The following is a 14,078-nucleotide window of genomic DNA, read 5'->3' on the forward strand; positions in this document are numbered from 1 at the left end:
TGATTTATTTCGTTAGTATATCTGCTGAAAGTTTTATGGCATCAAGGGCGGCAGAGTGCTGGCTACTCACAAGGTCAAAAACAGCATCTTCGCTAAGCACTCCACAGGGGAAATCCTGAGGGAAAAGCCCTTCTTCATAAGCCTCATAGTCCGCTTGCCACTGTTCACCTTCGTAATAGTTGAGCAATTTCTCAAAATTGGGTTGAGCATCTTTCCACTCTTGGTGCAGGGTTTCTAATCGGCTCATTAAGTCATTCATTTTATTGAGAATATTTTCCATTTCTGTAATATTCTCCATCCTTTCGTTAAGGTTTTGCATTTTTTTATTCCTTTAATTATAGACTGTTAGTATATTATTTTCAAAAGTATATCGGTAAGTCTTGGGAGGGACTTGTGTGTTTTTTAATGGTTCGCCAGTCTCTAAAAGCCATTCTGAATTATCTTTTTTGCAATGGATTTTATTAAAACCCGATGAATCTCGAATCACTTCTAATGTGGTATTTTCATCTGGGCAGAGGTGAGGAGCATTGCGGTCATAGATTTTAAACTCTGTACCTTTATTGTAGATAATAACACCTTTTGTACCACTACCATCTATATCTATATAAAGCCAATTCCCCGCGTGCTGAAGGGAATTATAGCTGGGGAAGTTTAAATCCAGATTGAAATTAATATACTGTTTTGGGAAGCAACTCACGGTACCATCTCTGTCTTTGCACGAATGAAGGCTGAAAGTACAAAATATAAGACTTATAAAAAAGAGAATTAGAGAGGAATGTCTTTTCATATTCAAAAAATATTATATATTTGCATAACGAAAATCATATACAAACATTGTCCGGCAAATGTCGGATTATTTTTTTATATTCATTGTTAAAATTAACTTTATTATGGCAACATATGTAACTAAAGAAGGCTTAGAGAAAATGAAAGCCGAATTGGAACATTTGGAAAGTGTTGAGAGACCTAAAATAACTCAACAGATTGCAGAAGCAAGAGACAAGGGAGACCTCTCTGAAAATGCGGAGTACGATGCTGCAAAGGAGGCACAAGGTATGCTGGAAATGAAAATCTCCAAGCTGAAAGATGCCATTGCAACTTCAAAAGTGATAGATGAGTCTCAGCTGGATACCTCCAAAGTATCTATACTGATGACCGTAAGATTGAAGAATAATGCTACAAAACAGGAGCAGAAATTCACCCTTGTTCCCGATAATGAAAGCGATCTGAAAGCGGGCAAAATATCTGTGAATACTCCTATCGCAAAAGGCTTGCTCGGTAAGGAAGTAGGGGAGACGGCAGAAATTCTCCTCCCTAATGGCAATAAACTCTCCTTTGAGGTATTAGAAATTACACTTTAGTCTGTTTTTTTTGAAAACTTATTGCTAAAAGAATAAGGTTTTCAAGTATTAAAACAAGGTTTTTAAATATTAAAAAGAATCGTTATGAGTTCAATATTCACTAAAATTGTAAGAGGAGAAATACTGTCTTACAAGGTAGCCGAAGATGGCGAATTTCTATCCTTTTTGGATGCTATGCCTTTGGTAGAGGGGCATACGCTCGTTATTCCGAAGGAGGAAATAGACTTTATCTTTGATTTGGATACCGAAAAGCATCAGAGGCTTTGGGCGTTTGCTCAGCAGGTAGCAAAGAAATTAGAGAAAACCTATCCAGGGAAGCGCATTGCTGTAGCTGTAGTGGGCATAGAAGTGCCACACGCGCATATTCATTTGGTTCCGATAAGCGAGATGGACGACCTTAATTTTAGCAATAAAAGGTTGAAATTCACACCAGAGGAATATACAGCAATTGCCGAAAAGATTAAAAATAATTAGTCAGTAAGTTTATGAATCCAAACCAATGTTCGTTCTGCGGGAGGCATAGAGAGCAGGTGAAAATGCTCATCTCTGGGCAGAATGGTTATATCTGTGAGAATTGTATAGAGCAGGCGCATTCTATCGTGAAGGAAAATGCGGTTCAAAATTCTGCAGAATCAGCGCAAATCCTTGAAAATCTTAAAAAACCTAAGGAAATAAAGGCGTTTTTAGACCAATATGTCATCGGGCAAGACCAAGCAAAGAAGCAGCTCTCAATAGCTGTGTATAATCATTATAAGAGGCTTTTACACGCTCAGAATGAGGACCGAGAAGTGGAAATTGAAAAGTCTAACATCATAATGATTGGCGAAACGGGAACAGGGAAAACCCTCCTTGCGAAGACGATTGCTCGCGAGCTCAATGTGCCATTCTGTATAGTAGATGCCACTATACTCACAGAGGCAGGGTATGTAGGGGAGGATGTGGAGAGCATACTCTCTCGCCTACTGATGGTTGCGGATTATGATGTGGAAAAAGCAGAAAGGGGAATTGTTTTCATCGATGAGATAGATAAAATAGCCAGAAAGTCTGATAATCCGAGCCTTACCCGAGATGTGTCGGGGGAGGGGGTACAGCAAGGGCTCCTAAAACTATTGGAAGGCAGCATTGTAAATGTGCCACCTCAGGGGGGCAGGAAGCATCCCGACCAGAAGTACATACAGGTAAACACCCAGAACATACTTTTTATAGCTGGAGGCGCGTTTGATGGGATACGAGAAATCATTGAACGAAGGCTTAATAAGCAGGCAATAGGTTTTAGTTCTGAGAAGCTAAATGCAGCAGAGGAGGAAGAGGATATCCTCAGCAAAATCAACGCAATAGATCTGAGGAGCTTTGGGCTTATTCCTGAGCTTTTGGGACGGTTCCCTATTATCACGCACCTCGATAAGCTAACGAGAGAAACGATGGTTAGAATTATGAAAGAACCAAAGAACTCTATTGTAAACCAGTTCGTAGAGCTTTTCAGAATGGATGGTATCAACCTAGTGTTTAGCGATGAAGCGGTAGAATCCATTGTAGATGAAACGATGGAAAAAGGTCTTGGGGCGAGGGGTCTTAGAGGAACGACGGAAAAAGTTTTAGAGGATTATATGTTTAGCATAGGCGAGCAGAAAGAAATTATACTTACGGGCAATAAAGAAAGCAATTAGAAATACTTTAGTTATAAAGTCTGTTTCATTAGTGAACCTCTTCTTGTACAAGAAGAGGTTTTTTATTGCTCTATTTTTCAGGGATTTTAGTAGAATTATTACAATATGATTTCTTTGTGTTACAATATGATTTTTTAGCGTTACAATTCCATTTCTTCGCATTACAATGTCATTTTTTCGCGTTACAATCCCATTTCTTCGCGTTACAATACTGTTTTTTATCGTTACAATCTCGTTTCTTTGCGTTACAATATGATTTTTTCGCGGTACAATAGAGCTAACATTCGCTGTGGAAAGAGTTTTGGGTTTAGAGGTAAAAAATATTACTACTAATGAGGATGCCCGATGGAGAGAAAATAGAAAAAGAAATCCCTCTTATGGTGGGGAGGGATTAGCTTTGGGTGAGCCAGTTTTTAAAGTCATTAATTCTATCGCGGCTTATGGAGAGATGTGGATCGAGGGAGTAGAGCATTTGAACGCTATAAGTAGGCGATGTACAGATGTTTTTAATAAAATGGATATGGATGATAGTCTGCCGATTGATTCTGAAAAAGGATGGTGAGGGGAGGTTGTTTTCAAGCTCATCAAGGGAGAAATCTGTAGGGTAGGAGCGCTCTTTCGTTTGCGCATAGACGATTTTGTTTTCAGAATAGAAAAAAGAGATATCGCTGGTGGGGATTATTTTTAAGTTGGTTCCCGTTTTGGATAAAATCCGCGAGATTTTTGGTGCCTCTGTTGCAATCATTGATGAGAAATTAAGGTTCTCATAGTGCTGTGCTTTAGGCGAAAAGCGATGATATTTTTCTATGGCAGTATGGAGCTCTTCTTTGGTTATCGGTTTGAGGAGATAGTCGACCGAATTGAGTTTGAAGGCTCTTAGGGTGTAATTATCAAACGCCGTAGTGTAGATGATGAAGCTTCGGAGCTCAGTTTTCTCGAAAATATCAAAGGATAGCCCATCTCCAAGCACGATATCGGCAAAGATAAGGTCTGGTTGGCTTTGATTTTTAAGGAAATTGAGACCTTCTTTTACGGAATGTACAATCCCGATGAGTTCTATATCTCTCCGCTCGGAAAGCATTCGCGACAGGTGGCGAGCAGCGGGTTTTTCGTCTTCTATAATGAGTGTTTTTGTCTTTTCTTTCATTGTTTTTACTTTTATAAATGTTTTTTGCTCTCCAAAAATAAGGATAAAATGAAATACCGAGCCTTTATAAGCTCAGTATTTCATTTGATAGGGGAGGAATTAGTGTTTTGGGTGGAGTTTTTCGTCTTCTTTTAGGAATTTTTGCACTTGTTTTTCCTCCCAATTGCTGGTAATATAGAGGGTTTTTACCGCGTGAATGGCTAAACCGAGCCCCCAGCCGATGGCTGGCCATACCGCCCACCAATATTTAGGCAATGTAAGCCAATTGATGAGGAACAATGTGGGGATAATGAGGGCATAGCTGATGAGATTTCCGTAGAAATCAGTGAGAGCGGCGGCTTTTCTCTCTGCTTTTCGTCGCGCTTGGTCTTTGGTTTCAAAATTTTTGTCCATAATCTTATTTTTTAGGGTTAGTATCGGGATTTTTACTTTAAAATGCTGTGTATTTCTTTCGATTTGTACGGGTTTATCGGTGAGGATTGCATAGCGTTGGATGATGTTTTGTAATCCTATGCCTGTTTTTGATGCATTGGTTGCTCTAGGCTGGAAATTGTTCTCTACGACTAAAAAATTATCGGAGTCTGAGTAGATTTTTATGTGTAATGGTGATTGCACAGAGGCATAATTGTGTTTGATGGCGTTTTCTAATAGCAGCTGGAGCGATAGTGGGACGAGTAGGTGGTTTTTTATGCCTTCCTCGAGCTCGAAAGACAGGCTGATGCTCTCTTCAAACCGCATTTTGAGGAGCTGGCAGTAGGTTTCTGCAAAGCTGAGCTCGTCCCCTACGGAGATAAGGTCTTTATCCTTCTGTTCTAAGATGTATCGGTAGGTTTTTGAAAGCAAATGGATGAAGTTTTGCGCTTGGCTTGGGTTTTCTTCTACGAGCGAGCTGAGGACATTGAGGGAATTAAACAGGAAATGGGGGTCTAGCTGGTTTTTAAGGCTTTGATACCTTGCATCGGCGGAGTGCGCAATGATTTTTTGCTGGCTTAGCTTTCGCTCTACCCGATGTTTTAGGCTTTTGAGGTAATCAAATCCGTGATAGAAAAGGGCGATGATGGTGATTCCCCAGATGCAAAGCAGATTGAAGCGGTTAAGGTTGAATATATCCTCCGCGCTACCCCCTTTATAAAGAACGAGATACGAAAAATGAAGGGCATAGGTGATAAAAGTATTGACGATGATGATGCTGATGATGCTAAGAAGGAATCTTAGCTGAAAACGAGGGCTCCAAGGGTGTTTTTCATCTAAAAAATTGTAGAGGAGGGCGTTTGCAAAGGTATATCCCACAGAATATATCGCGGTAAGATAGAAAGATTCCGAGTGTGGTATGCCTAAAAAGAGGTTCGGGAGCATATAATAGAGGAAAATACTGCTAATGCTAAGGAAAAACAGGGAAAATGAGAGTGTTTTGTTGGGATAAGAGCGGTTCATACGGTTGGTTTTAATAATTTTATGGTTCAAAGATAGAAACTCCCTGTCGCTATTGGAAAAATTATTTACCGAAAGGTAGGTTTTCCTTACTGAAAGGTGGTTTTTGTTGATTAATTAGTGATTTCAAGTGATTTTTAACTGAATATTTTTATTTTTGCCTAGATAAATAAGCGATGAAAGACGAAGACTACCTCCGAAGATGTATAGAACTTGCGCAGATTGCTGTGGGAAATACCTACCCGAACCCTTTGGTAGGGAGCGTGATTGTGCATAATGGGAAAATTATCGGTGAGGGTTTCCATGAAAGGGCGGGAGAGCCGCACGCGGAGATTAACGCCATTCGTTCGGTAAGGGATAAGGGGCTGCTTCCAGAATCTACCTTGTATGTGTCCTTAGAACCGTGCTCGCATTTTGGTAGAACGCCGCCTTGTGCTGAGGCAATTAAAGAGATAGGCTTTAAAAGGGTAGTTATTGGTGCGATGGATATTAATGAGCGTGTAAATGGTCGAGGGAAAGCCCTCCTCGAAGCCGCTGGGATAGAGGTTTGTTCCCCCCTTCTCGAGGCGGAGTGTTGGGAGCTCAATAAAAGGTTCTTTACTTACCATTCCAAGAGGCGCCCGTATATTACTTTAAAGTGGGCGAGCAGTGCAGATGGTTTTTTGGATAAGGATTATCAGCCGTTTAGTATTAGCAATGGGCTTTCAAAGCAGTGGGTACATCGGATGAGGAGTGAGGAACAAGCGATATTGGTGGGAACTCAGACGGCGCTTGGTGATAATCCGAGCCTTACGACTCGCGAGGTTGTTGGGCGTAGTCCGATTCGCCTGCTGATTGACCTTGACCTAAAAGTACCCCGAGACTTTAATATTTTCAACGATGAAGCAGAGACCATTGTCTTTAACTCCCAAAAAGAAGGCGGGGAAAATAATATTCTCTATGTGCGCATTCAAGATAAAACGAGGCTTTTGGAGGAGATGATGGAGGCGCTTTATCAGCTGCAAATACAATCCATACTGGTAGAAGGGGGCGGTTTTACTTTGGGCGAGTTTATCTCGCATAACCTCTGGGATGAGGCTGTGGTGATTAGTAATCCTTCATTATACCTTGATAATGGGACAAAAGCGCCTGATTTTAGCTTTGTACCTTATAAAGAAGAGCGCTTGAGAGATAATCTCGTACGATTTTATAGAAATCATCATTCGTAGATTGATTTAATTTGTAGATTTGATGCCTTAAATTATGCCTATGTCAGTGATTCAAAATAAAAAAGTTCAGTTTAAAGACTTGGGAATAATGGATTATGCGGAGGCATTCTCCTACCAAGAAAACCTAATGCAGGGGATTATAGACCTGAAAATAAAAAATAGAGATAGAGAAGAGCGCGCTCGTATTCAAACACCGAACCACCTCCTCTTTGTGGAGCACCCCCATATCTATACCCTCGGGAAATCAGGAGATGAGCAGAATATGCTCGCTAATGAGGAGAAACTGAAGGAGATTAACGCTTCCTATGTGAAGACGAACAGAGGCGGAGATATTACTTACCACGGCTATGGGCAGATTGTGGGCTATCCTATCTTGGATTTGGATAATTTTAAGTCAGATATCCATCTTTATATGAGAAATCTGGAAGAAGTTATCATTAAAACCATTGCCGAGTATGGCTTGAAAGGCGAGAGGAGCAAAGGAGAGACGGGAGTATGGCTGGATGTCGGTAAGCCGTACGCTCGTAAGATTTGCGCAATGGGAGTGAAGGCGTCAAGATGGGTTACAATGCACGGCTTTGCCCTTAATGTGAATACCGATTTAAAGTATTTTGAGTACATTATTCCGTGTGGGATAAAAGATAAGGCGGTGGCATCGCTCCATCGTGAGCTGGGTGGAATTCTTTCCTCAGAAGAGGTTGCGGGCGTGAAAAATCACATCAAAAGGCATTTTGAAGAGGTCTTTGATGCCGAAATTATCTAAAACTTTTTCTTAAATATGAGCCATTTCGTTTGGTAGTAGTTCGCCGTTTGGTGTTTCCCCCTCCGCTTGATTGTATTTATAGCCTCTGCATAGAAAGCAAAGTGCGCCCTTATGACCGCCCAAGTGTGAGAAAAGCCGATTTTAATCCCGAGATAAAGACCTGCAATGCCATCTAAGCAAAGCCTGAGGAAAATGACCCAAAGGAGCTTTGGGAAAGGAAGATTTTTGAGCAAGGTGCTAAGATTATTCCTGAAATTGAGATAAGTTTTGTGCGGATTCTCTTTGGCAAGGGTAGCGCCTCCTATGTGATAGACCACAGATTTATAGGTGTAGAATATCTTTTTTCCAGAGTTGATAATTCTCCAGCAGAGGTCTATTTCTTCTTGGTGAGCGAAGTATCTTTCATCAAAGCCTTGTTGTTGCTCCCAGAATACATCTGCACGGATGAAAAAAGCACAGCCCGATGCCCAAAATATCTCGGAAATATCATCATACTGACCGTTATCTTTCTCTGTTTTGTCAAATATTCGCCCTCGGCAGTAGGGATAGCCAAGGTTATCCATTAAACCACCTGCTCCGCCAGCAAATTCAAAACTGTCTCGCTCGTAATAAGACAGTATTTTAGGCTGTACGACAGCAATATTCTCATCAGATTGAAAAACTTCCAGCACCGAATCTATCCACCCTTCTGTAACCTCCACATCAGAGTTGAGCAGACAGTATATCTCAGCATCAATCTGCTTTAATCCTTCGTTATATCCCTTTGCAAAGCCGTAATTGGCAGCATTGATAATGATTTTCACCTCTGGGAAATGCTCTTTTACGAAATCTACAGAGTTATCATTAGATTGATTGTCTATAACATAGACCTCATACCCGTGCGAGTGCTTTATTACAGTGGGTAGGAAGGTTTCCAGCCAGTTTTTTCCATTATAGTTGAGTATTGCTACGGCAGTTTTCATTTTCGGAGGGAGGTTTTAGGGTTAAATAATCCTTTTAATGGCGTGCGCATACTTCCAGCGCTTGTGAGACCAGAGATAATTGTCGGGGTTTTTCTTTATTGTCTCTTCCAATAGGATGTGGAATTTCTTCACGACTTCCAGCTCGGTGAATTTCTCCTCATCAGGGTAGATTCTATAATAATTCACTTGGTAAAAACCTCTCTTTACCTTCTTCATATCGCAGTAGATAAAGGCGAGATTCATTTTTGTGGAGAGCCTGTCGTACCCAATAAATACAGGAGTTTTCTGATGAAGGAAAATCGTTCCTACATCTACATTTGCCACAAAAGGAGATTGGTCGGCAACGAACATATAGGCGGTATTTCCATCATTTGGGGTGCGCAGAATATTTCTCAGCACATCATTCGTTTCTAAGGATTGGTTTCCGAACTTGTTCCTAATCTTCACCATCTGCTCTTCCCAGAAACTATTATTGATTTTCTTATAAACAGGATGGCAATTCTTCTGCGGAATCACCGATGCAAGAGCAATAATCCATTCCCAATTAAAAATATGCCCTGTAAGGAGGATGATGTTTCTCTTCTCATCAAGAGCCTCATAAAATACTTCCTGATTAATGTGCTGTACCCTTACCCTAAGCTCCGTTTCGCTAATGGTCATCGCTTTTAAGGTCTCCACGATATAGTCTGAGAAGTTGCGGAAGAACTGTTTTCGTATCGCTTTTATTTCGGCTTCGGTCTTTTCGGGAAACGAGTTCCTCAGATTGTCTAGCACCACCTTTTTTCTATAACCGATGATATAATAATTCAGAAAAAAGATGATATCCGAAAATACATAAAGCACTCGAAGAGGGAGTCTTGATATCAGTCGTAGAAGTATTAGGATAAGTTTCATTTCGGTGCAAAAGTAAAAATAATATCATCGGTTAAAAACTTTCTTTAGGGTGATTTCTTTATATTTGGCGCAAATTTTAATGAGATGAGTATAAATATTCTTAAAACCTCAGTTGCTGCTTTCCTCCTTTTTGCAGGGGCTTCTTTCTCTTTTGCACAGATTAAAGACGGGGCTAAAGACCCATCCACTTCTCAGAAACAGCAGAAATTCGATAAGCCTTACAATCCTAATGAAAATGCTAAGCAGAAAATCGCAGCGCTGGTAAAGAAAGCCAAAACCGAAAACAAGAACATTCTGATTCAGGGCGGTGGCAATTGGTGTATCTGGTGCCTGAGGTTTCATCAATACATACAAAACAATCCCGAGCTGAAAAAACTGGTAGATGAAAACTACCTCTACTATCATTTGAACTATTCTCGCGAGAATAAAAATGCTGATATCTTTGCCTCCTACGGCAATCCTCAGGATAAATACGGCTTCCCTGTTTTCATTATTTTAGATAAATACGGTAAGCTAATCCACATTCAAGACAGCTCCGTACTTGAGGATGGTGCCAATAGCTACGATTTCGAGAAGGTAAAAGACTTTCTTTTGCAGTATGCTATAGGCAGTACGCGGTAGGCAATACTACCGCTTTTTCCCCATATAATTGAGCATAAGCTCTCCCCTTAGGTGGTTTTACTAAACTGAGAAAACATCGTAGCCGGTGAGGTACCTACTCGCATGGGGAGTACTTACACCGTAGCTGGCGAGGTATTTTTTTCTACAAAAGTCAGATAAGCTGTGCAGAGTTTCGGAGCGGTATAATTGCTTGTCCGAGACCAAAAACACTTCAGTGGAGAATTTTAAACCTTATTTTGAGTACTAAGAGCCTCATCAGCTATGATGCTTATTATTTTTCTGTAATTTTGCAGGGTTTTTATTCCAAATAGAAGGAATAAAGATTTTTTATGAGTCAGGAAAGAGAGATAGATATCAGGAAAGAGATTTTTGTGAAGAATGCACATCTTAACAACTTAAAGAATATAGATGTGAGGATTCCGAAGAATAAATTGGTCGTTATTACGGGCGTTTCGGGGAGTGGCAAGTCTTCATTGGCATTTGATACGGTTTATGCTGAGGGGCAGAGGCGCTATGTGGAGAGCCTTAGCTCCTACGCTCGGCAGTTTCTCGGGAAGCTGGAAAAGCCGAAGGTAGATGATATTAAGGGATTGGCTCCGTCTATCGCCATTCAGCAGAAGGTAATTTCCTCCAATCCGCGTTCTACGGTGGGTACTTCTACTGAGGTGTATGATTACCTCAAGCTCCTCTTTGCGAGGATTGGCAGAACCTACTCGCCAATTTCTGGGGAGGAAGTGAAGAAGGACAGCGTAAGCGATGTGATAGACTTCATAAAAGCCTCTCCTAAAAACACCTCTTTTCTTCTCCGCAGCCCTTTGGAGTATAGTGTTGATGGCTTTAAAGAGATGCTCAACACGCTGAAAATATCGGGATTCACCCGCTTGGAGGTTAGCGGTAATATTGCTGGGATAGAAGATTTGGAGAGCTTTGGATTTATCCCAGAGGAGGGGATGGATATTCAGCTCGTCATCGATAGATTTACTTATGAGGAGGATGAGAGCTTCCTGCAAAGGCTTGCCGATTCGGTGCAGATGGCATTTTACGAAGGTAGGGGCTCCTGTTCATTAAAAAATACCGAGAGTGGAAGCATAAAAGAGTTTTCAAACAAGTTTGAGGCAGATGGTATCAGTTTCTTAGAGCCTAATGTGCATTTTTTCAGCTTTAATAATCCTTACGGCGCTTGCCCTACCTGCGAGGGATACGGGAAAATCATCGGTATAGACGAAGATTTGGTGGTTCCCAACAAGATGCTTTCGGTCTTTGAAGATGCCGTAGCCCCTTGGAAAGGCGAGACAATGAGCGAGTGGAAGCGCGAGTTCATTAAGCAAGTAGCGGATTTCCCTATTCATAAGCCGTATTACCAACTAACGAAGGAGCAAAAGCACCTCCTCTGGAGAGGCAATGGCGAGAGGCGATTCCCCTGCATAGACAACCTCTTCCGAATGCTCGAAGAGAATCTTTACAAGATACAGTACCGAGTAATGCTCGCAAGATACAGAGGAAAAACCCTCTGCCAAGACTGTGGGGGGCTCAGACTGAGAAAAGAAACCGAATGGGTAAAAATTGACGGGCGAAATATACAATCGCTCATAGACCTCCCCCTCGATGAGCTCCTCCCGCTTATTAAAAACCTTAAACTTACCCCATACGAGGAGAGCGTAGCCAAGAGATTGATATACGAAATCACCTCTCGCCTTGAGTTTCTCAATAGAGTAGGGCTCGGATACCTTAGCCTCAACCGAAATTCCAATACCCTTTCGGGCGGAGAGAGCCAGAGGATAAATCTCGCAACGAGTTTGGGGAGCTCGCTCGTGGGTTCCATCTACATTCTCGATGAGCCGTCCATCGGGCTGCACTCTCGCGATACCGAAAACCTCATCGGTGTCCTCAAGCAGCTCAGAGATTTGGGAAACACAGTCATTGTCGTAGAGCACGATGAAGATGTAATGAAAGCTGCCGACTACATTATAGACATCGGTCCAGAGGCAGGATATTTGGGGGGAGAATTGGTCTTCGCAGGTGCGTTTGAGGAATTGAAAACGGCAGATACCCTCACCGCAAATTACCTCACAGGAAAGCTACAAATAAAAACTCCAGAGCTAAGGCGCGCTCCAAAAAACTTTATACAAATACGAGGCGCAAGGCAGAACAACCTTAAAAACATCAGTGTAGATATACCGCTCGAGTGCTTGGTGGTAGTCTCTGGGGTGTCGGGCTCTGGGAAATCTACCCTGATGAAAGAAGTCCTAGTAAATGATATACAGATACAGCTCGGGATGGGAGGAAAAAAAGGAGATTACGACAGCGTAGATTTCCCGAAATCCTTAGTTCAGCACATCGAGCTTATAGACCAGAACCCCATCGGTAAATCATCTCGCTCCAATCCTGTAACCTACTTAAAGGCATACGATGAGATAAGGGAGCTCTTCTCTCGGCAGAAACTGGCGAAGCATCTCAAGCTGCAGCCCAAGCACTTCTCCTTTAATGTAGATGGCGGGAGGTGTAATGAATGCAAAGGCGAAGGCGTAACCACCGTATCTATGCAGTTTATGGCAGATATAGAGCTGGTATGCGAAACTTGCCATGGAAGTAGATTCAAAAGCGAGATACTGGAAGTGAAATTTGATGAGAAAAATATTGCCGACATCCTCCATATGACGATAGATGAAGCGATAGATTTCTTTGAGAAAAACAGAGAGGCTAAAATCGTATCTAAGCTCAGACCTTTGCAAGATGTAGGTCTCGGATACTTACAGCTCGGGCAAAGCTCCTCTACGCTCTCTGGTGGTGAGGCACAGCGGATGAAGCTCGCTTCTTTTCTTGTAAAAGGAAGTGCAACTGAAAAGACCCTCTTCGTCTTTGATGAGCCTTCCACAGGGCTACACTTCCATGATATTAATAAGTTGATGAAATCCCTCCAATCCCTTATAGAGCTCGGGCATTCGGTACTCGTCATCGAGCACCAGCCCGATATTATTAAGTCCGCCGATTGGGTGATAGACATCGGGCCTGAGGCAGGAAAAAATGGCGGAGAAATCATCTTCTGTGGCACTCCTGAGGACTTGGCGACTTGCAGCCTCTCCCACACCGCAAAATATATAGCCGATAAATTATTAGTTTTAAGTAGTAAACTATAAATCTGTAGCAGGTATAAAGTATAGGCTTTGCTTTATTAGTTTTACAGGAACTTTAAATTTTTCTCCAGAGAGGTAGATACCGCTGTCGTCTACGGCTATTCCTTCTATTTGACCTACGGTAAGCACTCCTCCAAGGGTATATTTTTCATTTTTCCCTTGGAAGAAGAGTCCATCAGAGTTTTCTTCAAAGATGTAAAGAAAGGCTCGCAGACTTTTGGTATAGCCTACGATATAGAGTCTTCCATTGTAGTAAGCAGCATCGGTTGCTACAAAACCGATAGGAAAGCTCTCCAATTTTTCTGCAGCTTGCTTTTCAGTATTGTTGGGATCTATGGTATAGTGGGTGGTGTTTTTGGATTTCCATTCTTTAGTAAAGATGTGCAGTTTCCCTTTATGGTAGATGATGGATTCGGCATCAAAGTCGGTATTCCTGTTATTGCGGGAAAAGTCTTCTTGCTCGGGGTAGTAAAAAGGGAGTTTTACTATAGGGGACTGCAGGGAATCGCCTTCCATCTTTATTTTGTAGATAGTGAGGTCCTGTCTTGTCCCTAAATTATTCCCAAAATCCGCCATATAGATGTGTTGTCCATCATTGGTTATTGCTTCGCAGTCTTTATTTACAATGTCTGGATGGTAGACTTTGAGTATTTTTCCTGTTTTGGGGGAGATTTTAAACAGCTCTGAACTATTCCCACTGTCATTAAAGCTAAACAGCTCTCCATTGAAAAAATCAAGCCCCGAAGTTTCTTCTAATGAATTGGGTAAATGGGCTATAAAGTAGTTTTTTAAAGGGAATTTTTTCTCGGATTGTGCAGAAAGTAGAGCCGAAATTACAAACAGAATAATAGATATGATATTTTTCATCGGTTTTAGGATTAAGTCTGCAA

At 41.6% G+C, this 14,078-nt stretch carries 14 protein-coding genes; 7 read left to right on the top strand and 7 right to left on the bottom strand.

From position 1 onward, the window contains the following. Positions 1-4: 4 nt before the first annotated feature. Both D8991_RS03995 and D8991_RS04000 read right to left on the bottom strand, forming a co-directional pair. The gene (locus D8991_RS03995) at positions 5-319 is read right to left on the bottom strand and encodes a DUF4298 domain-containing protein (RefSeq protein WP_120488890.1); all 315 of its coding nucleotides are present in this window, start codon (positions 317-319) and stop codon (positions 5-7) included. A gap of 12 nt (positions 320-331) precedes the next feature. Next, positions 332-787, bottom strand: coding sequence for a hypothetical protein (locus D8991_RS04000; protein ID WP_245957174.1), 456 nt, complete (start codon positions 785-787; stop codon positions 332-334). A gap of 103 nt (positions 788-890) precedes the next feature. On the opposite strand from D8991_RS04000, the gene greA reads away from it, so the two are divergent. From greA to clpX, 3 genes are all read left to right on the top strand, one after another. Further along, a complete protein-coding gene (greA, locus tag D8991_RS04005; RefSeq protein WP_120489689.1) occupies positions 891-1,361 on the top strand; it encodes a transcription elongation factor GreA in 471 nt (156 codons plus the stop codon). 84 nt (positions 1,362-1,445) lie between these two features. Beyond that, a complete protein-coding gene (locus tag D8991_RS04010; protein WP_120488891.1) occupies positions 1,446-1,835 on the top strand; it encodes an HIT family protein in 390 nt (129 codons plus the stop codon). Between the two features lie 11 nt (positions 1,836-1,846). Next, positions 1,847-3,028, top strand: a complete 1,182-nt coding sequence (gene clpX / locus D8991_RS04015) for an ATP-dependent Clp protease ATP-binding subunit ClpX (RefSeq protein ID WP_120488892.1) — start codon at positions 1,847-1,849, stop codon at positions 3,026-3,028. Positions 3,029-3,419: 391 nt separating this feature from the next. Here clpX and D8991_RS04020 read toward each other — a convergent pair whose 3' ends face one another. Next, complete coding sequence (locus tag D8991_RS04020) at positions 3,420-4,175, bottom strand: LytR/AlgR family response regulator transcription factor (protein WP_120488893.1); 756 nt, start codon at positions 4,173-4,175, stop codon at positions 3,420-3,422. Between the two features lie 99 nt (positions 4,176-4,274). After that, positions 4,275-5,609, bottom strand: a complete 1,335-nt coding sequence (locus D8991_RS04025) for a histidine kinase (protein ID WP_120488894.1) — start codon at positions 5,607-5,609, stop codon at positions 4,275-4,277. Between the two features lie 173 nt (positions 5,610-5,782). Here D8991_RS04025 and ribD point away from each other — a divergent pair, with 173 nt between their 5' ends. Together ribD and lipB are read left to right on the top strand one after the other, a co-directional pair. Beyond that, positions 5,783-6,814 carry a bifunctional diaminohydroxyphosphoribosylaminopyrimidine deaminase/5-amino-6-(5-phosphoribosylamino)uracil reductase RibD gene (ribD, locus tag D8991_RS04030; protein WP_120488895.1) on the top strand — a complete coding sequence of 344 codons (1,032 nt, stop codon included), beginning with the start codon at positions 5,783-5,785 and terminating at the stop codon, positions 6,812-6,814. 40 nt (positions 6,815-6,854) lie between these two features. Beyond that, positions 6,855-7,577, top strand: coding sequence for a lipoyl(octanoyl) transferase LipB (gene lipB, locus D8991_RS04035; RefSeq protein WP_120488896.1), 723 nt, complete (start codon positions 6,855-6,857; stop codon positions 7,575-7,577). Here the strand turns inward: lipB and D8991_RS04040 are convergent. Both D8991_RS04040 and D8991_RS04045 read right to left on the bottom strand, forming a co-directional pair. After that, a complete protein-coding gene (locus D8991_RS04040) occupies positions 7,574-8,539 on the bottom strand; it encodes a glycosyltransferase family 2 protein (protein WP_120488897.1) in 966 nt (321 codons plus the stop codon). The genes lipB and D8991_RS04040 overlap by 4 nt on opposite strands. Before the next feature lie 21 nt (positions 8,540-8,560). Beyond that, positions 8,561-9,433, bottom strand: coding sequence for a lysophospholipid acyltransferase family protein (locus tag D8991_RS04045; protein WP_120488898.1), 873 nt, complete (start codon positions 9,431-9,433; stop codon positions 8,561-8,563). An 84-nt stretch (positions 9,434-9,517) separates the two neighbouring features. On the opposite strand from D8991_RS04045, the gene D8991_RS04050 reads away from it, so the two are divergent. Then, positions 9,518-10,054 carry a thioredoxin family protein gene (locus D8991_RS04050; protein WP_120488899.1) on the top strand — a complete coding sequence of 179 codons (537 nt, stop codon included), beginning with the start codon at positions 9,518-9,520 and terminating at the stop codon, positions 10,052-10,054. A 329-nt stretch (positions 10,055-10,383) separates the two neighbouring features. Next, positions 10,384-13,191: an excinuclease ABC subunit UvrA gene (gene uvrA / locus D8991_RS04055; RefSeq protein WP_120488900.1), complete on the top strand. Its 2,808-nt coding sequence runs from the start codon at positions 10,384-10,386 to the stop codon at positions 13,189-13,191. On the opposite strand, the gene D8991_RS04060 is transcribed toward uvrA, so the two are convergent. Further along, positions 13,186-14,055: a hypothetical protein gene (locus D8991_RS04060; RefSeq protein ID WP_120488901.1), complete on the bottom strand. Its 870-nt coding sequence runs from the start codon at positions 14,053-14,055 to the stop codon at positions 13,186-13,188. The genes uvrA and D8991_RS04060 overlap by 6 nt on opposite strands. Positions 14,056-14,078: the final 23 nt, after the last annotated feature.

Origin of the sequence: Bergeyella cardium, assembly GCF_003614945.1 — a bacterium.
GTDB classification, from domain to species: Bacteria; Bacteroidota; Bacteroidia; order Flavobacteriales; family Weeksellaceae; genus Bergeyella_A; species Bergeyella_A cardium.